At 43.2% G+C, this 26222-nt stretch carries 21 protein-coding genes and 1 pseudogene; 5 read left to right on the forward strand and 17 right to left on the reverse strand.

The annotated features are described in order from the left end of the window. Positions 1-10 precede the first annotated feature (10 nt). The gene (locus tag OO774_RS16600) at positions 11-1033 is read left to right on the forward strand and encodes an AraC family transcriptional regulator ligand-binding domain-containing protein (protein ID WP_264907623.1); all 1023 of its coding nucleotides are present in this window, start codon (positions 11-13) and stop codon (positions 1031-1033) included. 93 nt (positions 1034-1126) lie between these two features. Here the strand turns inward: OO774_RS16600 and OO774_RS16605 are convergent, their stop codons facing one another. The 14 genes and pseudogenes from OO774_RS16605 to OO774_RS16670 all read right to left on the reverse strand — a co-directional run bounded on the left by OO774_RS16605 (position 1127) and on the right by OO774_RS16670 (position 16683). Beyond that, entirely contained in the window at positions 1127-2320 is a 1194-nt protein-coding gene (locus tag OO774_RS16605) for an amino acid aminotransferase (RefSeq protein ID WP_264907624.1), read from the reverse strand. Between the two features lie 14 nt (positions 2321-2334). Then, positions 2335-2589: pseudogene (locus tag OO774_RS16610) on the reverse strand (YitT family protein); the annotation flags it as partial. A gap of 338 nt (positions 2590-2927) precedes the next feature. Continuing rightward, positions 2928-3368: a DUF3015 family protein gene (locus OO774_RS16615; RefSeq protein ID WP_020335405.1), complete on the reverse strand. Its 441-nt coding sequence runs from the start codon at positions 3366-3368 to the stop codon at positions 2928-2930. Positions 3369-3372: 4 nt separating this feature from the next. Beyond that, complete coding sequence (locus tag OO774_RS16620) at positions 3373-5175, reverse strand: DUF4105 domain-containing protein (RefSeq protein ID WP_264907625.1); 1803 nt, start codon at positions 5173-5175, stop codon at positions 3373-3375. A 186-nt stretch (positions 5176-5361) separates the two neighbouring features. Then, entirely contained in the window at positions 5362-6234 is an 873-nt protein-coding gene (locus OO774_RS16625; RefSeq protein WP_264907627.1) for an alpha/beta hydrolase, read from the reverse strand. 210 nt (positions 6235-6444) lie between these two features. Continuing rightward, positions 6445-7023: a hypothetical protein gene (locus OO774_RS16630; RefSeq protein WP_264907629.1), complete on the reverse strand. Its 579-nt coding sequence runs from the start codon at positions 7021-7023 to the stop codon at positions 6445-6447. A gap of 11 nt (positions 7024-7034) precedes the next feature. Further along, positions 7035-8342 (reverse strand): transglycosylase SLT domain-containing protein, encoded by a 1308-nt coding sequence (locus OO774_RS16635; RefSeq protein WP_264907631.1) that lies wholly within the window; start codon positions 8340-8342, stop codon positions 7035-7037. A gap of 26 nt (positions 8343-8368) precedes the next feature. After that, on the reverse strand, positions 8369-9133 hold the full coding sequence (locus tag OO774_RS16640) for a hypothetical protein (RefSeq protein WP_264907633.1): 765 nt from the start codon (positions 9131-9133) through the stop codon (positions 8369-8371). Continuing rightward, positions 9123-10421, reverse strand: a complete 1299-nt coding sequence (locus tag OO774_RS16645; protein ID WP_264907635.1) for a hypothetical protein — start codon at positions 10419-10421, stop codon at positions 9123-9125. Before OO774_RS16645 ends, OO774_RS16640 begins: the two co-directional genes overlap by 11 nt. 18 nt (positions 10422-10439) lie before the next feature. Next, positions 10440-11837 carry a hypothetical protein gene (locus OO774_RS16650; RefSeq protein ID WP_264907636.1) on the reverse strand — a complete coding sequence of 466 codons (1398 nt, stop codon included), beginning with the start codon at positions 11835-11837 and terminating at the stop codon, positions 10440-10442. Next, positions 11819-12997, reverse strand: a complete 1179-nt coding sequence (locus tag OO774_RS16655) for a hypothetical protein (protein WP_264907638.1) — start codon at positions 12995-12997, stop codon at positions 11819-11821. Before OO774_RS16655 ends, OO774_RS16650 begins: the two co-directional genes overlap by 19 nt. Next, positions 12997-13707 (reverse strand): hypothetical protein, encoded by a 711-nt coding sequence (locus OO774_RS16660; protein ID WP_264907640.1) that lies wholly within the window; start codon positions 13705-13707, stop codon positions 12997-12999. The genes OO774_RS16655 and OO774_RS16660 overlap by 1 nt, the downstream gene beginning before the upstream one ends. A gap of 28 nt (positions 13708-13735) precedes the next feature. Next, the gene (locus tag OO774_RS16665) at positions 13736-14530 is read right to left on the reverse strand and encodes a hypothetical protein (RefSeq protein ID WP_264907642.1); all 795 of its coding nucleotides are present in this window, start codon (positions 14528-14530) and stop codon (positions 13736-13738) included. A gap of 515 nt (positions 14531-15045) precedes the next feature. Continuing rightward, on the reverse strand, positions 15046-16683 hold the full coding sequence (locus tag OO774_RS16670) for a BCCT family transporter (protein WP_264907644.1): 1638 nt from the start codon (positions 16681-16683) through the stop codon (positions 15046-15048). A 323-nt stretch (positions 16684-17006) separates the two neighbouring features. Between OO774_RS16670 and OO774_RS16675 the strand changes: the two genes are divergently transcribed. From OO774_RS16675 to OO774_RS16690, 4 genes are all read left to right on the forward strand, one after another. Continuing rightward, positions 17007-18119, forward strand: a complete 1113-nt coding sequence (locus OO774_RS16675; protein ID WP_264907646.1) for a two-component system response regulator — start codon at positions 17007-17009, stop codon at positions 18117-18119. Positions 18120-18155: 36 nt separating this feature from the next. Then, positions 18156-20585, forward strand: coding sequence for an ATP-binding protein (locus OO774_RS16680; RefSeq protein WP_264907648.1), 2430 nt, complete (start codon positions 18156-18158; stop codon positions 20583-20585). 158 nt (positions 20586-20743) lie between these two features. Continuing rightward, positions 20744-21229 carry an acyl-CoA thioesterase gene (locus tag OO774_RS16685; RefSeq protein ID WP_264907650.1) on the forward strand — a complete coding sequence of 162 codons (486 nt, stop codon included), beginning with the start codon at positions 20744-20746 and terminating at the stop codon, positions 21227-21229. Between the two features lie 159 nt (positions 21230-21388). Further along, entirely contained in the window at positions 21389-21634 is a 246-nt protein-coding gene (locus tag OO774_RS16690) for a hypothetical protein (protein ID WP_264908710.1), read from the forward strand. A gap of 438 nt (positions 21635-22072) precedes the next feature. Here the strand turns inward: OO774_RS16690 and malG are convergent, their stop codons facing one another. The 3 genes from malG to malE form a co-directional block, all read right to left on the reverse strand. After that, complete coding sequence (malG, locus tag OO774_RS16695; RefSeq protein WP_014234862.1) at positions 22073-22963, reverse strand: maltose ABC transporter permease MalG; 891 nt, start codon at positions 22961-22963, stop codon at positions 22073-22075. 12 nt (positions 22964-22975) lie between these two features. Then, the gene (malF, locus tag OO774_RS16700) at positions 22976-24550 is read right to left on the reverse strand and encodes a maltose ABC transporter permease MalF (RefSeq protein WP_264907653.1); all 1575 of its coding nucleotides are present in this window, start codon (positions 24548-24550) and stop codon (positions 22976-22978) included. 79 nt (positions 24551-24629) lie between these two features. Continuing rightward, positions 24630-25808, reverse strand: coding sequence for a maltose/maltodextrin ABC transporter substrate-binding protein MalE (gene malE, locus OO774_RS16705; protein ID WP_065298151.1), 1179 nt, complete (start codon positions 25806-25808; stop codon positions 24630-24632). Between the last annotated feature and the right edge of the window lie 414 nt (positions 25809-26222).

The following is a 26222-nucleotide window of genomic DNA, read 5'->3' on the forward strand; positions in this document are numbered from 1 at the left end:
AGGTATCAGCGTGAAAGGTAGCCATGCTCTTGTACCACAATGGACTGAGCGGAATGATAAAGTAGTGCCTGCAAGACAACACATCGCTTTGTTGCTTGATCTACTCAGCAACAGAGGGGTCAATATGCACTACGCGCTACGAAATACAGGCATCTTTTACCAAGACTTGATTGAGCGAGATTTAATGGTGAGCCCCGCCCAACTTGCTCGCCTGATTCACAATATGACCAAACTGGAGCAGTTTCCCGACTTGAGCTTTTTGTCTGGACAACAGCTTATTCCCGGCGCTTTTTCAGATTCGAGTCACCTTATCGTCCATGCTGCAACGGTCAGAGAATTGATTGGAAATTTCGTGGCTTATTCTGAGATTTACTTTCCGCTGCTCAAACTCCGGGAACGTATGGATGAAACGGGTCTCTACTTATTTGAAGAAGACCCTTTTGGTGAAGCCAGTTCATTGAGCTCCGGAGCTAGGATCGCCTACCGTCGCTGGTTAATTGAATATGTGTTTACATCCATTATATCTGCCACCAATTGGCGCGCGGATAAGAAGATCCCCTGGTCTGTAAAAGTAGACTGGAGCGCGCCATGCTGGCAAGAGCAGTACGATGTTTATTGGGGGAAAGTGGAATTTAAACAATCCATGGCTTCACTCTTCCTTCCCAAAGAATGTCTGGAATTAACCATATCGGATCGATCTTCCACGCTCTATAAAGTGGCTCAACAAACAACGTCACTACGACCTTGTGGCTTGCTGAGTTTTATCCGTGAGCGGCTTCAACAAAATCAGCAACAGGTTCTTCCGTCTCTCAATGATTTGTCTGAAATGATGAACATCAGCCCTGCTACTCTGAAAAGAAGACTCAAAAGTCACAGTAGTACTTATCGTTTACTTCTTAGCGAGATCAATCGTCAAAACGCCCTTTACTTGCAAGAAATTCATAAGCTGGATGATGTCCAGATTGCACGCAGAATGAACTTTTTCGATGTCAGTAACTATCGACGGGCAGTAAGACGCTGGGGAGCAAACTAATACCGATTCTCGACTCAACCTAATTATTTACAATCAAAAGACCCTAGCACGAACACTAGGGTTTTGAATTATAACGCTTAAATTAATGCTTTATTAAACAGCAGCAAATGCTTTAGCCACTCGTTCAACATTCTGTTCGTTGAGACCCGCCAGGCACATACGGCCACTGTTAATCAGATAAATTCCGTGATCTTCACGCAGTTTTTCGACCGTTTCTTGAGAGAAGCCCGTGTAGCTGAACATGCCTTTTTGTTTGATTAGAAAGCTGAAGTCTTTTTCAGGACGTAACGCTTTTAGCTGTTCGTGCAGAGTTTCACGCATTGTTAGAATACGGCTACGCATACCTTCAACTTCGCCAAACCATTGGGCTTTCAATTCATCAGTATTGAGTACGTTCGAAACCACAACCGCACCATGTTTTGCCGGGCTTGAGTAATTACGGCGAACCGTCGCTTTTAACTGCCCAAGCACGCGAGATGCTTCTTCATCGTTACCACAGACGACAGACAGGCCACCAACTCGCTCACCGTAAAGTGAGAAAGTTTTAGAAAATGAGTTGCTTATAAAGCTCACTACGTCTTTTTCCAGAGAAATTTGACGAATAACGTAAGCGTCTTCCGCAATCCCTTCACCATAGCCTTGATAAGCCATATCGAAAAATGGGATCAGTTTTTGTGCTTTAGCCACTTCGATCACTTTGTCCCATTGTTCATTGGTAAGATCAACGCCCGTCGGGTTATGACAACAAGGATGCAGTAGAACAATACTTTGCTCTGGAAGCTCTTTTAACGTTGAAACCATGCCATCGAAATCGAGCATTTTCGTTTCTGGGTTAAAGTACGGGTAAGTACCTACTTCGAATCCAGCCCCTGCAAAAATGGCATGGTGGTTTTCCCATGTAGGGTTACTCACCCACACTTTCGAGTTTGGGAAATAATGATTAAGGAAATCCGCACCGATCATCAGCGCACCAGAACCACCGAGCGATTGAATCGTCGCTACTCGCTTTTCTTCCAGCGCAGGGTGACTTTCACCAAAAACAAGAGCTTGAACCGCTGCACGGTAAGGTGCTAAACCTTCCATTGGCAAGTAAATACAAGGCTGACTTTCTTCTGCGGCTAGCTGCTGCTGCGAAGTTGCAACAGATGGTAGCGTTGGAATTTTGCCATTTTCATCGTAGTACAGGCCGATACTTAAATTCACTTTTTCAGAACGTTCATCCGCCATAAATTGTTCCATCAGAGACAATATTGGGTCTCCGGCATAGGCTGTTACATGATTAAGCACTGAAATTCTCCTTGTTAATTATTAACTTGATAGCGGTCTGCACGGTGATTTAAACCAATGATAAAGTTCAATATGACACCGCAGAGTATTGATAGAGCCAGTTCGACATAACCGACAACGGATAGAGACACTAACATAATTGTCACATCTACGCCCATTAAGAACCAGCCTGCGCGTAAACCAATTTTGTCCTGAAGGTATAACGCTAGAATATTAAAGCCACCCAAGCTGGCTTTGTGACGAAATAAGATGATAAACCCGGTACCAAATAAAAACCCGCAGAGAGCGAGCTATTTTGGTGCAATCATTTATCAAGATTGGAGGGTAGTCCCGTACTCTTTTACACGCTCAAGCACGACGGAAGTCTTAATATGGGAAATGAAGAATGGAAGTGGTTGAAAGATAGTTGGCTTGAGTTAAAAGATAAGGGAATGGCGAAGTCTACCGGTCTCCTCAATAAGAATGAGGTTTTTAAGTTATCGGCCTTAGTTTAAACAATCCTTATCAGGTCAAAAATTTTTTAACCTAGCCCTGAAAGAAAGTGATACCTCAGGGCTAAGTTAATTTGACTAAGTCTCGTAAAGAAACTTTTCAGTCCGGTGTATGCTTAGAGGCTAGCCATTACCACATTGTAATAAGCTTCAGGTGTTGCTTGCTCATTCGCTACTTTACCAGCCATTTCAGTACGGATAGCCGCTAAAACTTGAGGCTGTTTAGCTTCTTCTACACTTAGCATGTCTAACATTGCTGTCACATGTTCGCCATTGCCTTGAGAAGTCTCTTCAAGAACTTGATTGTAATTGTCTTGAATAAATTGAGCAGCTTTGACGTTTGCACCTTCACAAGAGTCTTCAGAAGACACCTTAGATGAAACAGCGGTTGTACCTAAATCCCAAATAATGTTTGATATCGCTGCCGCCGCGCCGTTGTTATCAAAAATCATAGCTCCAATACCACAGTGTTTCCAAGGGTTAACCTTATCTGCAGCCACAGCGTTGCCAGCCAATAGAGTTGATAGCGCCACTGCGCTTACTAATAATTTTTTCATTGATTTACCAATACATTGAAACGTTGATAGCATATTCAAAAACATCGTCATAACGAACAGTGGTTCTGAAGTCGAAATCACGACTCTCAAAAAAGCGCTGTTCCCAAGATAAATAGTTTTTGCTTTCTGCTAAACTTATTAAGTTATAAGAGCGACCAACAATTAAAGACGTCGCCCATGAAGGTGTTATATCCAACACCAATCCAAATTCCGGTCCACCAAGCAAGTTACCACTTGTGAAGTCCGAAACCTGAAATTCTCCAGCTAGTGCTGAATAACCAACAAAATTGTCCCTGATTAGCCAGCTTTTACCATAAAATCCAGATAGATATATATCTGAACAATTAATGCAGTCTAAACTCGTTGGTTTATATCCTGCTTTCAGTGCCCACGCGTTTGATTCATCACCTGGCAACCCTGTCTGAGAAACATTTAGATTTACCACATTAAAAAGTGAAAACTCACGCAACCTTAATGCGTCGGTTTTCATTGTGTATAAAAAACTAACGTCCAAAGTACTTAGCTCTGAATATGGAATGCGAGCCGCATTCAAATTCAGCATGTCATAATAATTTGCTCGGAATCGTAATATATTCCCCTGTCCAAATGACTCATTGTAAAGCTGAGAAACTTGTAACTTTGCCGTATTTTGTGCTGCATGCGGTGGTTTCTTCTTCGATACTTCCCACTCAATTTTCTCAGGAGGCAGTTCAAATCGTACTAATAGTAACTGCTTCCGTTTATTAGCTTGCTCAGTAGACAATCCTTCATTTTTTATATCTAAAAATGAATAGTAGTCATATAGTGTATCAATTATTCTCTTTGCAGAGACTTCATCAATTGAAAGTAGCAAACTCCGAGTGTTTTCAGACGACTGGTTTATGATGCGTTGAACCCAATCTTTCTCTTTATCATTAAGTTGTTTATATCTATTGTATAAATTCTCTTGGCGCGAACCATGATAGATAGAATAGTCAATATAATCGGCAGCCTCCGGTTGATTAAGCATCATAATCAGATCGTAAGGCATCACCCATAACTTATTTGGTGCCAACAACGGTCTATCGACAACAATTTCTAGCAACTTTGCGAGTTGATAACTACAATTTTGCTTGAAGAAATAGTATGTCATGCTCGAGTTTTCAATCTCCCATAGATGAGCCAATAACAGATCTATTTCGTCCTGAGTTAGATTAAGGCGGTACTCCCATAAATCACGTAACTCAGACTCATTGTAAGTTAAACTTTGATGGTGATATTTCTGGTTAGCAAAATGTCCCTGATAACCTCCCATAATGCCTTTATAGATATAAGTAAGCTTATTATCAGATTCAGATACAATAGCGCCATAACTGAACGTGTTGTCAAGTAAATCGTTCTTCTCAGAACCATTAAACTTTAAAAGAACATGTCCATACATTGAGGCCGGGTTTCCGAGGTAACCACTGGCGTACAGAACGCTTACACTTTCAGTACGAAAGGCCTTCATATATGAATCATATTCAGCACAGTGAACTTGCGGCAATATCAAGTTTGGCATAACCGACTTTAGCCAGAGCACTCTTGCCGGAAAGCGACACTGAGTTATAGGGGAATGAATAAACTTATCTAATGTTGCCTTTAATTCTGCTTGTGGACTTTTATACCCCAAAGGGGATAAAAAGAAATCCGAATTGTTTATTGAGCTTCTCGAAGACACTACACCATCTTCAAAATGGATAAGACCTAGCCATTTTTTCGACACTGCTAATTCACGAGTTATCGATTCCTGTATTGCTTTTTCTAATAACTCTCTATCGCTCGCCATACTACTACTCATTCCTAATAAAGAAACACAAGTACTTACAACGAGACAGAGAATAATATGCTTAAAATTCAATCAATTGTATGCGTCAAGATAATTATGGCAGTATGTTAACTTCGTTCCATAATCAACTCAATGCATTTATGAAAAAAATATCGATTTCTTAATACATTAGTGAGTAATATCACTTCAATTGTGATGCTCACATACATTTTCAATTGGTTTGAGCTCGGGCCAATCCCTAAGCTGACAAACTAGTTTTTCACGCCAGACTAGATCATCCCATATATTAATATGTCCTGGCTGTTCCGATATCCACAATTCCTTAGGCCTGTTTGCCAATTCGTATAATTCCTTCGCGTGTCCAATATTAATGAGCGGATCTCGTTCACTATGAACGATTAGTAGTGGGACATCTTCTATCTGGCCAACGAATAATGATGGTGAATAGTCAGTACGTACAAACCAACTAAGAGGGTATTGGAACAGCCACGTAATCCAAGACTTACCTAGCGTTTCTTGCATTATCTTTCGGTGCGAGCTAAACGCACTATCCACGATTAGTCCTTGAGGTTTATCTGGTATAGGAAGATCTGCTACCATATTAATTGCAACTGTAGCTCCAAGGCTCTGCCCCCAGACAATAATTGGTAAATGATCTTCACGGTCATATAAAATTGATTGATAGCCAGCTAAAGCATCTTTTTGTATCGAAGATATATCTGGCTCTCCTTCAGACAATCCATATCCTCGGTAGTCAATAATTATGACCTCCCACCCTTCGTTTATGAGCCAGTAGGAATTAGCGATATGATAACTTAGGTTTTGAGCATTACCGTGCAGGAAAAATACTGTTCCGACCTTATTTACACCACCAACAGGAAGCCGCCACCCATGCAGTTTGAGACCATCTTCTGTCGTGAAGTAAACATCTTGTTTGCTGAAGTTAAAATGTTCTGGGGACCCTACAAGGTTTTTGGATGGCCAAAAAAATAGACTTTCACAGCCGAAAGTAAAAAAAAGGGCAAGGAGACCAACAGTGGCTTTTTTACATCGCTCCATTTTGAGCACCTCTAAAATGATGTACTCAAAGTTTAGAACAAAATAAGAGCTCTATTTCTCTAGGGAATATATTCTTTAACAGCTTAGGAAAAACTGTAAAAATCGACGCTTATATAATCAGTTTTAGCCACTTGAGATATTGCGTCTCAACCCAAGTTTGATGATATTAAAGCGAGCCCCACACTCGCTTTTCTTAAATACAACAAAGAATTACAGCGCTTCTGCCTGCTCTTCTAGTTGTTTTGTGGTCTTTTGGCTAACAAACTCTTTATACAGCGACGCCTTATCGGTTGGGTCGATAGATGACACTGTTAATGCGCTATTAAACAGCTTTTCAGATTCAATGACAGGCATAACAACTAGAGCACAAACCTGCTTTGCGCCGTCAATTTCAACCAGTGAGATGTCCTCAACCTGGCTTTTCTGAATTGAAGTATTCGAAATCTGTTTGGCGATCTGCTCAAAAGACGTGCCTGCAGCTTGTCCATCTACTGAGCTGCTGATCTTTTGATAATTTTTCTCCAGCACACTGACTTTAATGTCCAGGTTTTGTGCTAGCGTATTTCGCGCTAATGAGACAGCGTGGTTGCGGTCAATTGAAAAATTGCCTGATGACTGAACACAGTTTGATGCAGCAAAACCGTTTGCTGAAGTCGGATTAAGAACCCACTTAGGTACATTAGCCGAATTATTAGTTTCGATTTTCGCCGTTTCTACTTGCGCACTTTGGCTTGCACAACCCGATAAAACCAATGCGCCGATTGCCGCAGTAAGAATATGATGTTTCATCCCAATTCCTTTTAAATGACTGAGTTTGACTGCGCTCGATAAGTTTGCATTCTATCGTTCACCTTCTTTAGGTAGTTGCGCGTTTCTTCGTAAGGTAAGTTTTTGATAAGTTGCTGATAAACTTCATCAGAACTCATGCTGTTGATCTTTTTAATCGCTCTGGAAACACGTCGCTCTCCAAAGGCTTTAGCCACGTTACCTGAACCAGTGTTATAAGCGGCAATGATGCTATAAGTCGCACTTTGGGGATCTTTAATGCCCTTCAAGTATCGGCTTTGCAAAATTTTCAGATAAGCACTGCCGGTTTCAATATTGACAGCGGGATCATAGAGATCACTTTCACGCATAGGTCTGTCTTTACCACGATAAAGCTTGTTCACATCATGCCCCGCTGTGGTTGGGACAATTTGCATCAGCCCATACGCAGGTACGTGAGATTTCGCTTTTGGATTAAAGTGAGATTCTTCATGCATGATCGCAAGTACTAAAGCCGGTGCTAACTGACGTTTTCCCGCTTCTTCCTTTATTGCAGGTAAATATTTGTTTGCTCGGTCAGAGAGAGATGACTTCGGGATCTTCACGGTATAAGCCACCACTTTACGCGGTGCCTTTTTCAGCTTTTCTTCTTGTTGAACAATCGCTTGCTTGACCTTTACGATGCGCTTTTGTTTTTGCTTGTTCATCTCCTCTTTTTGTTGAGAGACAAATTGTTCAGTCTTTTGCTCACTTAATACTGAAGCACCTTGAGCGACAAACATATCTAACTGGCTCATTTGACGCTCTGTCTGCTCTTCGATTTTTTGCTTCACTTGCTCGAAGGTTTTTTCCTGAACTTTCGCCTCTTCAACAATAACCGTTGTCGGCTTTGCTTCAGCAGGCTGCGGTACACCAACCTCTCCCCATAACTGGGCATTACTCTCAATCACAGCATTCACAACGTCGACGTCTGGATTCTTCCCCGTTTTGTCTTCGTCCTTTGGCAAGTAACTTACTGTGACTTCGCCTTTCTCCAAATCCACTACCGTCCGCGCGTCGTGTTGCTTATCGTAAACAACGATAACTTCTGGAGACGGAATTTTGTTATCACTCCATTTTTCAATGGATGCTTTTTGTTTGTTGTCCCAGTCCACTAAGTACGCTTGCTGCCACTGATTGAATTCTTTCAGGTGCTCTGCATACCATTGCTCGAATTCAGCCGTATCATCAACGGTAAGCTGCTCTATCTCTTGATCGAGTTCTGCAAATGGGTCATTGGCGTAACTTGGCATGGTTACAGCGAGATTCAACAATACTGCCAGTGCGCAGTTTTTTAGTTTCATAATTCTTGCTACCGTCATCTTTCGTATCAGAAATAAGAGGAGAGGTCCCCTGCGCTTTCCGCTTGTTGCTCAAATAGAGTTTCTTCGATATCCATCACCAAACGTTCACATTGTTGGCTTGTGCAGGACTTCGCAAGCAACTGGCTTTCAACTAAGTCGCCCTGGTCATATTTCCACTGAGCCAACCAGTTCTTCACTTCATTTCGGGTAATACGAGAGTGATCAACATACTGCTGATAGTATCTATCCGCCTTTTCTGTGTCAGACTGAGCCAGTAACAAGCTAACGATCCCTGCCGCATCCATTGCTACGCTGGAGTCTTTCATTAACAAAGGCAGAATGGGCTTTATTTTCGCAAATTGCTTGGTCTGGTAATACGCAATAGCATAGTTCAGCGCGGTCGTTTGAAGGTTGGTTTTATACCCAGTGTCATTGATAACCGCAGAGCATGAAGCCCGATCTTTCTCCAGCGATGAGAACTGTATACTGGTTAACTCATAAGTCAGGTTGGCAAACGGCCAAGTATCAAAGCGCAGATCAATCCACTCACCTTCAACCAGCTTATCTTCGTATTGCTTTCTAAGACTCAGTCCTAATCCTTTACGACAAAGCGATTTCATCTGTTTCGTTGTCAGCGCGTGCTCTCTCGATACCACAACCGAAATTTCAGTATCACCATCGCTTACAAGATAATCAGTGCCGTTAAATGACCAGGCTTGTGGTTCTGCAGCAAAAGCTGGCAGGCCGATAAGGCCCACCAGTATTAACGCGTATCTGCGGTTACAGATCATTCGCATTACTCACTTGGCCTGATGGGCCTTGAGTATTGTTACTGCCATCAGTCAAACCACCTGTCGTAGAGATCTTATGGTTTGAGCCAACTGTCTGGCCTTCACGCACACGCTTTTTGTTTTCTGCTGCAGCTTGCTTTGCCGCTGCTTCCAATGAAGGGGCGTAAACCGCGACTGCAAGCATCCAATCACCATCATGGCTCTTGAAGGTTTTCACAGATACACCAGCAGGAACTTTACCGGACGCAAACGACTTGTATGAATCCGCACTCTTCATGTTGTTTAGGAAAGTGTGTTTGTTTTCTGCCAATACTTTCGCGTCTGCTGGGTTAATGCTTTCTGGCTCGTATTCGAACTGCTCATTTTTTTCCAGCTGATTCTCAGTGAAACCACCTTCCCAGTAAACTTGCTCACCTTGCATTACCGCAATTAAGCCATTACGTGCTTTGGCCTGAGCCTGAGATTTAGACATGTTTAGCAGTTTGCGTTTTACCGCATTGTTTTTGTTATCGCGAATAATTGAAGAGCCAAAACCAAGAACAAAAGACTCACCTGTCTGTGCATTGGTAATCACTTTTGCGCCAACTGGAGGTAAAACACCAGTTTGAAGGTCTGCAATGATCTGTTTGAAGATCACATTCGGCTCAGTAGTTTGCGTGATAGCACCCACTTTACGTTTGGTTTGCTCACGCGTTTTTGGTGTTGAAATTAAGCTAACACGAACCAGATTTTCACTCGGGTCATCGAAGACATCAAACGTCACATAGCCAGCTAGTGCTCCCTGTACCGATTCTGCACAGTTATCACTCATCATGCTGGTTGTATTGGCAGAGCTCTCCGTTGCGGTATCGATAACATCCATGGTTTCATTGATGGCAGTCGCACACATGTTGCTCATGCCTTCCATGTTTTCAACCAGTTGCTTTTTAGCAATTTGGAATGCTTTCATGTACGCCGCACGTTTAGAAAGTAGCGTCGCGTTGCGGTTTTCGTACGTTTCGTAGCTGCCAGAACCCGTAGACAAAATACCGATACCCGAGCCGACAGCGATCATTTTAACGCCATCACCTTCTTCTTCAATCAAGCTTTGGTGGGCAACTAGCACTGCTGCTTTAGGGTCTGCAGCAACGACTACGTCTCCAACCTCTTTGACACTATCAGTATTCACTGCCTGTGTTTCAGCAGTATTCGTTGCAGGGACGAGATCATTAAGATCGAAATCTGCACTTGCATGTGCAGTACTAAAGGCACTAGCAAGTACCAATGAAAGGAGTGATTTTTTAAACATACTAATCCTTTAAATGCCTTAAAGTACGTTGATTTGATAGTCGTTTAAGACACGTAATTTTGACGGGTAATTGGGCTGATGAATGCGCAAGGTTGGTTCGATGTACTGCGCGAGGTCATTGGCGTTATTCAGGGAACGAAGCTTGACGACAACTCTGCCAGAGCGACTTTCTATCTTGATATCCGACACTCCGTTGATGGCACTGATAAGTGTATAAAGTTGCCCTTGTTTTCCTGCTGCCGCTGGCGAGAAGATCAACTCTCGGACTGGTCCACCACGCATCGCCATTTTTTGAACTGCACCGTGCAAAGCCTGTGTTAATGCGGTTTTGTTTTTCTCCACAGCCAGGTGGACAGAAGCAAGTTCATTGAGCATGCCGTCTTTATTTGGCAGAGTCATTAACGTTGGGTCGTTATGCCACTCACCATATAAATTCCCGCTACGATCCTGCATTTGAGCTGACAACGCCAGTTGTAAACCAGAAGGTGTCACTCTCTTTTTTTCCTTCACTTTGAGGATGACGGTAGCCCGCTCAGGCGCAGACGAAAGGTCAAACCCCATGCTTGCTAATGAAGTAGAGAAAGTCGAACGAACAACCGGAAGATGAGCATCCACATAAACAGTAGGCTGGCCCAGGCTCTTTATCAGTTGAGCAATTTTCGCTTGCACTTTCTGACGCTCAACAGAGACATCTAACGTGATAGTCAGTACTCCATTAGGCTTGGTCTGGCTGGAGATTTCATTCCATCCAGTAATCATGCCTTGTGATTGCATCGAAAGAGACTGAACAGCAACATCGTGAAGGTCGAAGTCATCACTCGTTGAATTCGCAGACATACTCGAATAAGACTGCTGTAAGTAACCGGACTTCACCATGACGCCAAGTACCTGACTGATCGCTCTGCGAAATGCATCTTGTTCTGCTGCCTGGCGCGCACTTAATCCTCGAGCGTCATTTGCGGTACCTTCTCCCACGACGACCACAGAAACCGTTGGTTCAGAATCCCAAGAGATGCTTTCGTCGTCAAAAGATTGGTTTGTCTCCGGTGGCGTAACACGTACGGTAAGGCAAGTATCATCCCCCATTAGCTCTGGCTGGCTGAAGTCAGCGCTAATCAATCCTTGGTCAATGCCCTCGATCAACATGTCCCGAGTAGCCTGGTTGAATTGATCGTTTAGCAATTCAGAGTCATCGTTTGACAATGACATGCTAACTTGTCCGTTCAAGAAAAAACGCAGATTGTTAAGTGCATCAGCTTTCGCAGCTTCGATAGCCAACGCGCCACGCCCATATGCACAGCCTTGTTCAACGAGAGCCAGAGCAGACTGGCTCTTGTCGAGTTCAAGAGCATTAACTTGCGAGGCGGATATCAAGCCACTTAAGACAACAGCAGTCCTTAGCCTTCTTGTGCCCATGTGCTGCGTTCCTTCATGAATTCCATTGGTACGCCGACACTGACCGCAAAAATTCGACGTTGACGATCCGGACGGTAGATGCCATTTTCAGCCTCATCGCGTACTTGATCTGCGAGGTTGCTGTCTTTCCAGCGAACAATTTTACCCTGAGCACTTTGTTGGCTAGGGTTGACTGTCGCGACCCCAATCGGTTCGACAAAGCCTGCACTGTACTCAAAAACCACCATGGTTTCGTTTGGTAAAACACCTGCATTCTGACCACGGTCGAGTGAAATACGATCGCCTTTGATACCCTGAACCTGAGCGGTTGCTGGCATTTCTTTTAATAGACGAGTCAACATGATATCGAAACCGCGAGACGCCATTTCATTCATGACTGAATCAACATCTTTACTGCTTGTGTAGTTAAAACCACGGTAGTAGTCACCGTTAGCTATGACCGTTGTGTAGCTCTTTTTGTCACGTACATCGAAGTTAGAAACACGGATTTTGCCGATGTTTGGATAGCTCAGCTTTTCACGTGTATACGGGTCGATAACGCCTGTCGTCATTTCCATTGAGGTCTGGAACAGCGATTGAGTCGAGCCAAACAGCATGTCACCAGTTTTGAGCACATCGACTTTCATAATGTAATCGGTCGATAGCTTTTCACGGCTACTCATCTTGTGGGCAACATTGGCAGCCCCCTCATCAGCGAGAATTTCTTCTAACGCCGCGTTTACCGATTTGGTGTCACGGGTGAGAATGCGAAAACGATTTACACCTGCAAACTGAGTTTCTAAGGTATTTTCAAGTGCTTTTGTTTCAAACTGGCCGATACTGCTGTGCATTGCGTTAAAGACATCGGCAGATTTGCCTTGCAAATTTTCACTTACATCCGTTTTCACATCACCGAAGTAAAGGCGAATGGTCTTTTTAGCTAGAGGACAACGGGCATCCTTTTCATTGGCTTCATAAGAACAGAACTGAAGACCTTGGGTATTGAAGTACGCTGGCACCTCAATATCGCTGTCTTCAAAATCAAAAGCGGATTTACCAATGATGAGTGAGGAGTTGCCGGCGTTGCTTTCTACTGCGTAAGTCTGCTGACTGGGTGTTGTGTTACACCCAGCTAGCACAAGACCAGCAGCGACTAACGTTGCGATCTTTGAAAGTTTCATTATGACTTCACTTGCTCCGCTACAACGTTGTCCAAGTTTTCTAGTTGTTCAATCGTATTTTGATCCAGAGAGATCATTTCGTTAGCGTCGTAAGCCAGTACTGAACGCGCTTTTAGTTCGTTGTAGGCTTCTACGATAGGCGCGACTTCTGTTTCAGCAGTTTCATCTTCTGACGATCCAAAAATAGAGAGATTCTTCAGAACGCCACCAGCTGAGTCTACAAAAAGTAATTTAGGGTTTTGAGATGCAATGTAAGCAATTTTACCTGTCTCAATCGCAATATCCTTGGTTAATTCTACGTTTTTATCAAAGATAGAATCCGATGCTGATCTGTAAGCGTCTACCTGAGGACGGATCTTTTTGTTCGCAGGTTTACCTTCATCAAACGCATTCATTGCAACTAACAGTTCTTCATCAGATTTATCCGCGTTTACATTCAGGAAGCCTGCAACATCAGCGTGCTTATCTGCAAGCGTACGGTAGTCTTGGAAAACAGAACATTGGCGTTCTTGAATAGACACCATGATTTTTGACACTTGATCCACTGCAACAGAGACTGGGGTGTATTCAGAACCTAACTCAGCACAAGTTTTTGTTAGTTGAGTGCTCATTTCATTACGATCTACGGTTGCTGATTCCATGCCTGGAATTGAAGAACACCCTGCAAGTACTGAGATGAATAGCGTAGCCACTGCTGTTTTCTTAAACATTTTTTATCCTTTAATTGTATTAATTCATTCAATCAAAAATTGAATAGATAGACTCATTTGTTAGTTTTTTAATTAATTTTTGCTTAGCGTCGTTGGTTGCTGCAGCCATACTTTTTGGAGACTCACCCAATTCAGTCAGCAATTTTTGAGCAACCATCACTCCCGGTGCTGCTGCATCAAATACTTTTAACTGTACGTTTTGTCGTACGATGAAATTTTTTCCAGCTCTTCCATTGCGAGAGGAAGTTTTTATGTAGACCGATATCTCGCCTTGAGGACTAGAGATTGAGTTGTTTGACAGTAAACTCAGTAATTGACCAGCAAACGCATCTGATGAAGAGCGGAATGAGACTGAAAACTGGTGCTCAGATCGTGCTAGTTGTTGTTGTACACGTTTATATATCGGGCTTAAATCAAGCGCATCTTTTGGGCTAAGAGAGCTCAGAAGCTTCATGTTTATTTCATTTCTACCCACAATATCGTTTGCTTGTGAGAATCTTTTAAAATCGACCCAACGATTACCCAAATTCTCAAGCTTTAGTTCAGCACGTTCATAACTGTTATTTAATTCCCGACTAAGCGTTTTCGACCACGCTTGGCGGTCAATTTTAAAACGGTATTCACACAGATTGTTCTGGCATTCAGACGTGATGAACTCAAGATTTGGAATTTCTATTGGCAGTGAACGGAGTGATGACTCCTGCTCAAATGAACTGGATACTTGATTGTCTTTTTTGCTGATCAGGCTCTTCTCACGAACTTCTATTTCGCTATAAATATTCAGTGCCAGTTGCTTTTTTGCATCAACAACAGCTTCATTCATCGTTTCCCCTACTCCTGAAACATAGAAAAAACGGTCTGAAGACTGTGCTTTAACGCCACCAGAAGCCACTAAGAGGCTAAAAATAATGAAAAAAAAGCGAAACAAACTCTAAGCCTAATTTGTTAATTTAATAATAAGCTCAGGAAGATATGAAACCGCTACTTGTTATTCAAGCGAACAACAATTAAACAACAAGTCATTTTCAATGAATAATAATTCATTTTAGATATAAATATGACATCAGTTCCAATTTTAAAGTCGATGACAGAAACCTTACACAACAAGGTGGCTTTTTTGACATGCAACTCAAAAATGAGATTTCATCTAAGTTACTAATATTCAAACAAATGAATTATTAATACATCTATTAATAATTCATAAATTATATATTTGTGACTTTAATCAACATTTAATGGTTATATAATCGACAGTAAAGATTAGCTAAATGACCTCTTAATAACGACAAAGGGCGTACCTTAAAAGATACGCCCCTTGTTTAATTGAGATGAGAGCCCCTATTTTTGAGCTCTTGGCTCATTCATTAGCCCTAAGATCAGAGAGAACGTGGCGATTAACAACACGATAGTAAATGGGAAACCGGTTGTCACAGCCATCGCTTGCGCAGCGGCTAGACCACCACCTAACAACAATGCAATCGCAACTAAGCCTTCAAACGTACACCAAAATACACGCTGAGGAGTCGGAGCATCGACTTTACCACCAGCTGCAATAGTGTCGATAACTAACGACCCTGAGTCTGACGATGTAATGAAGAACACCACAACCAGAATGATACCAACAAAAGAGGTAATGCTTGATAAAGGCATTACTTCCAGCATCTCAAACAGCTTAAGCGGAAGTTCAGCATTTTTAACGGCTTCATAACCATCATTTACAAACTGGTTAATTGCTGTTCCACCAAAGGCCGTCATCCAGAATACACACACGGTTGAAGGTACAACGAGTACACAGAAAATAAATTCACGAACGGTACGTCCACGCGATACACGAGCAATGAACATACCGACAAATGGTGACCATGAGATCCACCATGCCCAATAGAATGAAGTCCAACCTTGAGAGTAGTTCACGTCTTCACGATTAAATGGCATCGACAACGCAGGGAAGTTTTGTATATACGAAACAATGTTGTCGAAGAAGCCAGTCAAGATAAACAAGGTCGGCCCAACAATAACAATAAAGAACAGCAATAATGCCGCCAATACCATGTTAATTTCAGAAAGGCGTTTAACCCCCCCGTCCAACCCCGCAAGTACGGATATCAGCGCAAAAGCTGTGATAACAATAATCAGGATAATTTGTGTCGTGTCATTGAGCGGTACGCCAAACAGAAAATTTAAGCCAGTTGCCGCTTGAGAAGCACCATAACCCAATGAAGTTGCTAGACCAAATACCGTCGCTACTACCGCTAAAATATCAATAATGTGCCCTGGCCAGCCCCAAATTCGTTCACCGAAAACCGGGTAAAAGACCGAACGCATCGTCAGCGGTAGCCCTTTATTGTAAGAGAATATGGCCAGTCCCAACGCTAACAAAGCGTAAATGGCCCACGGATGCAAAGCCCAGTGATAAAGCGTTGCAGCCATACCTAATGATTGAGCCGCTTCGACATCACCTAAAGCGCCGCCTAGTGGTGCCCAATCTGTCCGGATTCCGTTTTCAAGCACAGGTCCAGCGAGAGAGCTACTAAAGTGAGACATTGGCTCAGATACACCAAAGAATACCAGCCCGATACCCATACCAGCAGCAAACAACATTGCTAGCCAACCAGCATAACTATAGTCGGGTAATGCCTCCGTCCCACCAATCCGAACTTTACCCAAAGGAGAAATAGCCAAACCAATACAAACTAAAACAAATATGTTACCGGAAAGGATGAAAAACCAATCAAGGCTAGAGGTTAGCCAGGATCGCATGTGGACAAAAATCGGCTCTACTTGCTCCCTGAAAATTAAGGTAGCAAATACAAATATCACAATTGCTAGCCCAGAAACCGCAAACACTCGGTTGTGAATATCTAAACCAAAAGGCCCAACGGATAAAACGACATTGTCCTGCCCAACTTGATAATCGGTATCTATCGGGTTGGCTTTTCCGCTGTGTTTGGGAATACCACCATTATCTTTACTCATTGAATGTTCCTTTATCTTTACACAACCTAAATACATACAAGGCACGGGTCAATACGGGTCAATTAAGAACTATTGATCAGCCATAAGTATAAGTCGTAAAAAATAAAAACATCTTAAATGCATACAACTTCTACTAAAAAAGTCAGTAAAATTTGGAATGGACATCACTATAAGTTGAACGTCATCACTATATGTAACAACGACTTGTGATATTTTAGCTTCAACTAATATAAAAAATAATAGTGCTAAGTCATTAAGCGATTTTTGACACATAGAACAAGCACTCATTGGCCATTTGCCGTATTGCTGCCAAAGGAGAACGGATGTTCGAGTTTTCTTCATCCAAGCCGACTGTGTTGGTTATCGACGATATCCCCGAGAACCTCACACTGATGTACCAATTGCTCAAAGATGATTATAAAGTAAAAGGAGCAAACAGCGGTGAGCGTGGACTGACGCTTGCTAAAACAGCTAAACCTGATTTGATTTTGCTCGACATCATGATGCCGGAGATAGACGGTTATCAAGTGTGCCAGCGTCTAAAATCAAACCCAGTAACCAGTGATATCCCGATCATATTCCTCACTGCGAAAGCCGAAAGAGCTGATGAGCAGAAAGGATTAAAGCTGGGTGCCGTCGACTACATTACCAAACCTATTAACCCTGAGATCGTGAAATCACGTGTTAAAACACATGTTTCTCTCAAAGTGGCTTCTGACACCTTAAAAGGTAAGAACCAAGTACTAGAGCAAGAGGTCGAAAGACGAACCGCCGAGGCGTTGCGCCAAAAAGAAGAGTGCCACGCGATTCAAGACATCGCGTTCTACGCCATGATATCTCTGGCGGAAGCACGTGACAACGAAACGGGCAACCACATTAGGCGTACCCAAGCTTACATAAAACGTTTAGCAGAGCAATTACGCCAAAACACGCGTTATGCTTCAGAACTAAGCGACGGTTTCATTGATCTATTGTATAAATCAGCACCACTTCACGATATCGGTAAAATAGGTATTCCAGATATCATCTTGTTGAAAGAAGGCCCCCTGACAGACGATGAGTTTCAGGTGATGAAAACCCACACCACTCTTGGTTACGAAGCGATCAAAAACGCAGAGAAAGTAAGCGAGCAGCCAATGAAATTTTTGACGGTCGCTAAAGAGATCGCCTACTCACACCACGAACGCTGGGATGGCAAAGGATATCCATTAGGGCTTGTTGGCGAACAAATTCCATTGTCAGCCAGACTAATGGCGGTAGCAGACGTCTATGATGCGCTGATCAGCAAACGAGTTTACAAAGCTGCCTTTACACATTTAGATGCCGTTCAGCTCATTTTATCCGGCAAAGGAACTCAATTTGACCCTGCAGTCATTGATGCCTTTGTAGAAATTGCAGATGAACTCAATACCATCGCACAAGAATATTCTAATTAGATAAGACGACCTTTTATAGAAGCTGCTGGGATAAAGATGAAAGACAAGAAAATCACCACGCAATCGTGGATGTGGCGTTCAATGGTCAAAACCGGAATCATTCCCCTTATTCTGGTGGAGTCGGTTCTTATTGCCGTTTACCTGATAAGTAACCATTTTATCAGTACTGACAACATGGAATACATCTATACACAGGTAAACGAAGAATTAAAAATATCATCGGAGAGAGAAGCGGCTGTCATTCGAGAAAAACTGCTTTCAATAGAGACCCTAACGACAATATACCGAAGCGAAACAGAACGAGTGTTATCAGAAACAGATACCATTGACCGCTCTGAAAAACCTAATCTGGCGGTGAGTGAAGACGGTGTCTTGTATTCTAAAGAGGATTTAGGTGGTTCAGCGTCTTTCTACTCTGGGTTTACTGCCGAAAAAGATTGGGAAAAGGTGTATAAGCTTGCTCACCTTGACCCACTAATGAAACAAGTTGAGCAAAGTAGTGATTTAGTTGCATCGATTTATTTAAATACTTGGGATTCTTACAACCGAATCTACCCTTGGTTCTACACCGTCGATCAGTACCCGCCTAACATGGACATCCCTGAGTACAATTTTTACTACCTGGCGAATGCCGAAAACAATCCCGACCAGAAACTTGTTTGGACAGATGTTTACATTGATCCTGCGGGCCATGGCTGGATGGCATCCGCTATTGCGCCAGTCTATAACAAGGGTTTTCTCGAGGGTGTTGTTGGGCTTGATATCAAAGTCAGTGACATTATAGATAGCATTCAAAATCTAACCATTCCTTGGGGCGGATACGCTATTTTAGCGAGTAGCAACGGCACAATTATGGCTTTGCCACCACAGGGTGAACACGATTTTGGCCTGAGAGAACTGACTGAGCACAGCTACCAACAAGCAATTACGAAAGAAATTTTTAAGCCTGAAGCGTTTAACTTATACAAACGCGACGACACCGCTAATTTGAGCATGCGTTTACTTAAAAACACCAATGGGCTTATGCAGATTACGCTTAATGGTGAAAATAAGTTAATCTCTTGGTCGACAATACCTGAAACCCAATGGCGCTTACTCATGATCGTCGGTGAGAACGAGATGTACGCCACTTCTCGTGCGCTTGAGCAAAAATACCATAACATTGGTTATATTCTTATCTGTGGCTTAGTGGCATTCTACACCCTGTTCTTGATCCTTATTTGGCGATCTTCCAAACAGATGAGCGAGTTTATTGCTCAGCCGCTGACTCAGATCCAAGGGATGGTAAATCAAGTTGGGCATGGTGATTTTCAATTGGCTCATGAAGGCTTCCGTTTAAAAGAGCTTAACGAGACCGCAAACGCGCTCATCCAGATGAGTAGCAAATTAGATCGGTTGACCTCTGAACTAACCGAGGCAAAACGTTCGGCAGAAGATGCAAACATAACTAAAAGCCAATTTATATCGAATGTCAGCCATGAGATCCGTACGCCGATGAATTCGATTCTCGGGCTATCTCACATATTATTAAATTCAGACCTCACGGAAGAGCAAAAGAATAACTTAATGAAAATTGATAAGTCTGGAAAACACTTACTCTCACTTATTAACGACATTCTGGATCTCTCTAAACTTGAAGCGAATAAAATTGATATCGAGAATGTGCCGTTCAGTATCCAAGCGACCATTCAGGATGTCCAAGACATTTTCGAGCACAAAGCCAAACAAAAAGGTGTTGAGCTTTATACGAAAGTTGACCAGTCCATCCCTAAGCTGATTGGCGATCAGCTACGCATTAAGCAAATCCTCCTAAATTATGTTAGTAACGCCATCAAATTTACTAAAGGAGGAGAAGTAACGCTTGTAGTTGGAGTGATGGAAAGAACCGAAAAACGCATTCACTTGCACTTTAGCGTCATGGACACAGGTATTGGTTTATCTGAACACGATCAAGCCGTCGTGTTTGACAGCTATCAGCAAGCCGATGCCTCTACGACCAGAAAATACGGTGGTACTGGCCTTGGTCTCACTATTTCTAAACGTATCGCGGAATTAATGGGCGGCTATGTTGGTGTTGAAAGTGAGCTAGATAAGGGAAGCAATTTCTGGTTTACGATTGAACTTGAAATCGATCACTCCTCTGTATCAGCCATTTCCAAACACCAAGAAATCTCAAAATCGGTTATTCTTGATACCACTGAGGTTCAATTAGACTGTGATATCAGGTCCATCGAGGAGTTTGAATCCAAAGTAAACCACCTAATGTCTTTGCTAGAAGAGTGCGATTTAGAGTCTGAGTTTTATTATTCAAAACACCGGATCTGTTTTGAAAAGCTCAATGCTGAACTGAGTCGCTCGCTTGCTGAAGCCGTGTCAGCTTATAACTTTGACACTGCGATAGAGATTATGACCCAAGTAAAAGTCGAGTTAAGTCAATACAAAGAGACCATGCAGCCAAACAAGTAGGTATGCCTCCTAGGTAGTAAAAAAGCAGCCGCTAAAATCAAATCCGGTGCGTGTTTTTTATATTGATTGTCCGCGATGAAGCTGGCGCCCAAAACTAGTGGTGCGGATCATTTATTCAAGGTATGGTTGCATCAACAAAACTCACAAAGGAATGACAGATGAGCAGTGGTCAAAGAGATATTACCCTTCGCTTTTTAGCAGAACCTGGCGACGTCAATTTTGGTGGTAAAGTCCACGGCGGCGCAGTAATGAAATGGATAGACTTAGCTGCTTATGCCTGCTCGGCCGCCTGGAGTGGCAAATACTGTATTACCGCTTATGCGGGTGGGATTCGATTTGTTGCTCCGATTCATGTGGGTAACCTAGTTGAAGTCAGCGCAAAGGTGATTTACACCGGTCGCACCTCGATGCACATCGCTATTGATGTACAGGCAAGCGATCCCAAAGAAATGAAAAACCGTCTAACCACGCACTGTATTGTCATCATGGTGGCCGTAGACGAAGAGGGCAAACCAACAGACGTGCCTAAGTGGACACCTGAATCCGATGAGGATAAAGCGTTAGAGCGCTCTGCCATTGCACTGATGAACATGCGTAAAGAAATCGGCGAAGAGATGGAAGCTCACGTAAAATACCTCAAGTAACCACCGACAACAAGCGTTAATAACCGCCGCCCCTAAAGTTGTGTGAAGCAATATCATGGTTCTGCCATTTGTTTCACACACTCTCCTATCTTGTCATAAATCTTTCACCTTGATTTGCTTAAATCCCTGCACTAATTTGGAAATGGATGAGTGTGGATCTTGGGACCTGTAAAAACCACCTTAAGTGAAGAAACGTTGACCAATTTGAAAGCGGTCGAATATCAATGGGTAAGAACGATGTATGTCGAGGGCTACAGTGAGGCCGAGATAAACCATTATATTCAAGCGTGCTTTGGCGGTGATGTGACCTTTGCCAACCTGTTTCGCCGTGTTGCACTGCAGCAAGAGAGTTTATATACCTTGCTCCAATATGTTGGATGCGCGCCTTCCAGCCGAGAGTTTTGACGGCTAACCCTTCTACCTGCCCCTCCCTTTGCGGTTTTCCGCGATAGTTTTATGTGAAGTGCCACGCAGACCATTTCCAAGGTTCTATGTAACCCATTACAAGGCCGATAATCTTGGCCTGCATCATCAATAACAAAACTATGTACTCATTCGTATAGTAAACATCATCACAGTACCCTGTGGTTGTTCAACTACGTAAAGATCTGATTTTACGGGCATAAAAAAACCTGAGCCGAAACCCAGGTTATGGTTACAAAAACCGTTAGTATTTGTGTCGTAAGGAACTAAGCTAACAGCCAGCTATGCGTAACGCCAATAAAAGCAAGATATTACTGATCAGCGGCCAAACCAAAAGTGTAATATCCGTGCTAAGTATAAGGGCGACCTTCTGGTCGCCCTTTTCTAGTTATTCTTGTCAACCTCAAAGACCAGTTGAGATTATCCTTTTACACCACCGGCGGTTAGACCACCAACCAACCAGCGCTGAGCAAGTAAGAATACTGCAGTGATTGGCACTGCTGATAGTACTGCAGCAGCGGCGAAATCGCCCCACAAGTAGTTTTGTGGGTATAGGTATTGCTGCATGCCTACTGCAAGTGTGTAAGAGTTTACATCAGAAAGTAGGAGTGATGCTACAGGAACTTCACCGATTACCATGATGAACGATAGGATAAATACTACAGCCAGGATTGGCACTGACAGTGGAAGCAATACCAAACGGAACGCTTGCCATGGTGTCGCACCATCCAGTGCTGCCGCTTCTTCCAGAGAAGAGTCGATACTTTCAAAGTAACCTTTAATCGTCCAAACATGCAGTGCGATACCACCCAAGTAAGCGAAGATCAAACCACCGTGAGTATTCAAACCCAGGAACGGAATGTACTGACCTAGCTTGTCGAACAGAGCGTAAAGGGCAACCAGTGCCAACACTGCTGGGAACATTTGGAAGATCATCATCGCTTTTAGAATGGTGTTCTTGCCTTTAAACTTCATACGAGCAAACGCATAAGCAGACGTTGTCGATAGCGCTACAATCAGAACCGCTGAGATACCACCTACTTTTACCGAGTTCCATAGCCAGGTCATTACCGGGAATGGAGGCGGTGTAACGGTACCATCTGCGTTAGTCACAGAGAACCCTAAAGCCAGTTTCCAGTGATCCAATGTTGGGTTATCAGGAATCAGACTACCCGTTGCAAAGTTACCTTCACGGAATGAAATCGCGATGATCATCAGCAAAGGGAAAATGATCAGTGCCAAGAACGCCCACATTGCAATATGAGTAGCCCATACACGATACTTTAATGACTTACCTTGTACCATTGCCATTATAATGTCTCCTTAATCTTGAGCTACTTTAGTTACACGTAGGTTTAGTAGAGCCAACGCGCCAACCAACAGGAAGATAAGTGTTGCTACCGCACTTGCCAGACCGAAGTCCTGACCACCAGCACCTTCAAATGCGATACGGTAGGTGTAGCTAACCAATAAGTCTGTGTAACCCGCTGGTTCTGAGGTACCAATCATGTTTGGACCACCGCCTGTTAACAACTGGATAAGTACGAAGTTGTTGAAGTTAAATGCAAAGCTTGCAATCAACAGTGGAGTCAATGGTTTAAGCATCATTGGCAACGTAATGCGGGTAAAGTTCGAGACAAAGTTCGCACCATCGATAGCAGAAGCCTCATACAGGTCATCTGGAATCGCTTTAAGCAGACCCATACATAGAATCATCATGTAAGGGAAACCAAGCCAGGTGTTTACAATCAGGATCATGCTTTTCGCCATGAATGGGTCAGAGAACCAAGCCGGACTAATACCGAACAGACCTTCAAGTAGCATGTTGATCTCACCAAAGCTCTGGTTAAACAAACCTTTAAAGATCAGGATAGAAATAAACGCTGGTACCGCATAAGGCAGAATCAGTAAGAGTCGGTAAGCCGAACGGCCTTTTAGCTCTTCCCACTGAACCACACTCGCCAGTACCAAACCGATGATTAGAGTAAATAGTACGGTGAGGGCAGAGAAAACAATTGTCCAGATAAAGATGCTGATAAATGGTTCTTTGATACCGTCATCTTTCCAAACTCGCTCAAAGTTATGAGTACCGATGCCAACGACGAAACCTGGTGAAACTGTGCTGCCAACAAACTGACCATTTTCATCAATCGGCTGGTAGTAACCCGTTTCCATATTTGGAAGCAGTGTTTCTTGAGTACGGTTGTTAAATAACGCCTCACCATCTTCTTGAAGGGTGTACAAAGGGACAACGGCTGCAAACTTACGCAGACCACTCATACGAATGTCATCACCACTAGGAAGGTGAAGATCGACCCCGCTCAGCGCAGCACGATTGCTTACGATGGTTTTGATTTGTTCCTTTTCACCCGTCGCTTGTTGGATAGGCTCAAGATCCAAATCCGTTGCAGAGAAACCTTGCAGCTGGAAAGTCGGCGTAGCAAGCAGCTCACCGTCTTTTTCGACCACAATTTGATGTCCCTGTTCTGTTTTATACAAAGTAAACGGGTAGCTATCACCACTTTGATACGTTCTGTCCAAAAGTACAGTTTGAGCACGCTCAAAAGAGAGCTGGTTTTTTGCACTGTAGTTAGTAAACGCGAGACCTACGGTATACGCCAACGGGAAAAGGATGAACAAAATCATCCCTGCGATACCAGGGTAGATGTAACGGTGAGCGTAAGTTTTTTTACTACCAAAAATGTACAGTGCTAGCGCAGTAAGAATAATCGTAAGAAGTGCAAACGCAATCTCACCGCGCGAATACATAAGAATTGTTGCGTAACCATTAATAATGCCGACTGTGCCTAAAAGTGCCCATTTAGCAAACACTTTTTTGCTGCTCGGAAGGTTGGCTGCTGGTGCTGTCATAGCTTTTGTACCTTGAACTGACTGCATAGGGAACCTGCTAGCGAATATAGAATAAGTATAGAAAAGTAAGGAGGAGTTACCCCCTCCTTAAAAAGGTGTTACTGAATTATTTAGTCATTTGTTTTTCTGCGTCAGCAAGTGCTGCATCGACAGATTGACGACCGTCAACAACGTTGATGATTGCGTTCTTAGCCGCACCCCAGAATGCATTCATTTGAGGGATGTTTGGCATGATTTCGCCGTTCATTGCGTTATCCATTGTTGCCGCGATTCGTGCATCAGAATCTAGCTCACGTTGGAATGAGTTAAGTGCTACCGCGCCCAATGGCTTGTCATCATTAACTTTACGCAGACCGTCGTTAGTTAGCAGGTAGTTTTCTAGGAATTCTACCGCTAGGTCTTTGTTTGGTGACGCAGTGCTGATACCTGCTGTTAGAACACCAACGAATGGCTTAGAAGACTGACCTTGGAATTTAGGTAGTGTAGTCACACCGTAGTTGATGCCAGACTTCTCGATGTTGCCCCAAGACCACGGACCGTTGATAGTCATCGCAGTTTCACCTTGGTTAAATGCAGACTCAGATACTGAGTAATCCATATCTGCAGAAATTACGCCTTTGTCTACCAGGCCTTTAACGAAAGACATAGAATCTTTCACACCTTGCTTAGCGATACCCGCGTCTTTAACGTCGTAGCCTTCAGAAGTGTATTTGAACGCGTAACCGCCATCAGCAGCCATTAGTGGCCATGTGAAGTACGGTTCTTTTAGGTTCCACATGATTGCAGATTTGCCGTCTTTCTTAAGCTTCGCGTCAAGCTCTGCAACTTCTTCCCAGCTCTTAGGTGGGTTAGGAACAAGATCTTTGTTGTAGATTAGAGATAGAGACTCAACCGCGACAGGGTAGCCGATCAGTTTGCCGTCGTAACGCACTGCATCCCATGCGAAATCAACGATGCCTTCCTGGATTTCTTTAGAAGGTTTGATTTCTGCTAAAAGACCAGCTTCTGCGTAACCACCAAAACGGTCGTGAGCCCAGAATACGATATCAGGACCGTCACCAGTCGCTGCAGTTTGTGGGAATCTATCTTGAAGGCCATCTGGGTGAGCCACTGTTACTTTAATACCAGTGTCTTCTTCAAACTTCTTACCAACTTCAGCAAGGCCGTTGTAACCTTTGTCGCCATTGATCCAAATAGTTAGTTGTCCTTCTTCGATGGCAGCATGCGCACCAAATGACCCCAAAGCAACAAGAGTACCTAGTGCTACAGCGCTTAACTTTTTCATGTTCGTATCCTTTGTTATATTTTTGATGTAGGGCTAGTCCATTGAGGTTCAGCCGTATTTCGACATATATCATCTGAAATAATCCAGTATGTCTCATCCTCCTAATCCCTACGCCCTATCAATTATGGCGTATTTTCGTGATCTATATCGTCAAGCATAGGAGACCCAAATCACAAAAAGGGCTTTTGTCGTGATCCACTTCAACTTTAGGTGGTGTAATAATGTGATTTCCGCCCAACTCCTTCATTACTCCTCCTTTTTTACTCCTCCCCGTCTACTCCCCCCACAATTATTTCGATTGGGAGGATGTGACAAATGGAACAATCTTAGAAACTGCATCCATCCAAGAGTGGATGGTAAGAACCCTTTCCCAGCAACACTTATGCGTTAGGTGAAAATATGCTGGTTTTGCAT

Origin of the sequence: Vibrio sp. STUT-A11, from assembly GCF_026000435.1 — a bacterium.
Lineage (GTDB): Bacteria > Pseudomonadota > Gammaproteobacteria > Enterobacterales > Vibrionaceae > Vibrio.

Bases quoted from the DNA above. Each gene is read 5' to 3' on its own strand.
- malE (WP_065298151.1), bottom strand. From the start codon at position 25,808: ATGAAAAAGTTAAGCGCTGTAGCACTAGGTACTCTTGTTGCTTTGGGG.
- OO774_RS16615 (WP_020335405.1), bottom strand. From the start codon at position 3,368: ATGAAAAAATTATTAGTAAGCGCAGTGGCGCTATCAACTCTATTGGCT.
- OO774_RS16660 (WP_264907640.1), bottom strand. From the start codon at position 13,707: ATGTTTAAGAAAACAGCAGTGGCTACGCTATTCATCTCAGTACTTGCA.
- malG (WP_014234862.1), bottom strand. From the start codon at position 22,963: ATGGCAATGGTACAAGGTAAGTCATTAAAGTATCGTGTATGGGCTACT.
- OO774_RS16685 (WP_264907650.1), top strand. From the start codon at position 20,744: ATGAGCAGTGGTCAAAGAGATATTACCCTTCGCTTTTTAGCAGAACCT.
- OO774_RS16625 (WP_264907627.1), bottom strand. From the start codon at position 6,234: ATGGAGCGATGTAAAAAAGCCACTGTTGGTCTCCTTGCCCTTTTTTTT.
- OO774_RS16665 (WP_264907642.1), bottom strand. From the start codon at position 14,530: ATGAATGAAGCTGTTGTTGATGCAAAAAAGCAACTGGCACTGAATATT.
- OO774_RS16655 (WP_264907638.1), bottom strand. From the start codon at position 12,997: ATGAAACTTTCAAAGATCGCAACGTTAGTCGCTGCTGGTCTTGTGCTA.
- OO774_RS16650 (WP_264907636.1), bottom strand. From the start codon at position 11,837: ATGGGCACAAGAAGGCTAAGGACTGCTGTTGTCTTAAGTGGCTTGATA.
- OO774_RS16640 (WP_264907633.1), bottom strand. From the start codon at position 9,133: ATGATCTGTAACCGCAGATACGCGTTAATACTGGTGGGCCTTATCGGC.
- OO774_RS16620 (WP_264907625.1), bottom strand. From the start codon at position 5,175: ATGGCGAGCGATAGAGAGTTATTAGAAAAAGCAATACAGGAATCGATA.
- malF (WP_264907653.1), bottom strand. From the start codon at position 24,550: ATGCAGTCAGTTCAAGGTACAAAAGCTATGACAGCACCAGCAGCCAAC.
- OO774_RS16630 (WP_264907629.1), bottom strand. From the start codon at position 7,023: ATGAAACATCATATTCTTACTGCGGCAATCGGCGCATTGGTTTTATCG.
- OO774_RS16675 (WP_264907646.1), top strand. From the start codon at position 17,007: ATGTTCGAGTTTTCTTCATCCAAGCCGACTGTGTTGGTTATCGACGAT.
- OO774_RS16680 (WP_264907648.1), top strand. From the start codon at position 18,156: ATGAAAGACAAGAAAATCACCACGCAATCGTGGATGTGGCGTTCAATG.
- OO774_RS16670 (WP_264907644.1), bottom strand. From the start codon at position 16,683: ATGAGTAAAGATAATGGTGGTATTCCCAAACACAGCGGAAAAGCCAAC.
- OO774_RS16635 (WP_264907631.1), bottom strand. From the start codon at position 8,342: ATGAAACTAAAAAACTGCGCACTGGCAGTATTGTTGAATCTCGCTGTA.
- OO774_RS16645 (WP_264907635.1), bottom strand. From the start codon at position 10,421: ATGTTTAAAAAATCACTCCTTTCATTGGTACTTGCTAGTGCCTTTAGT.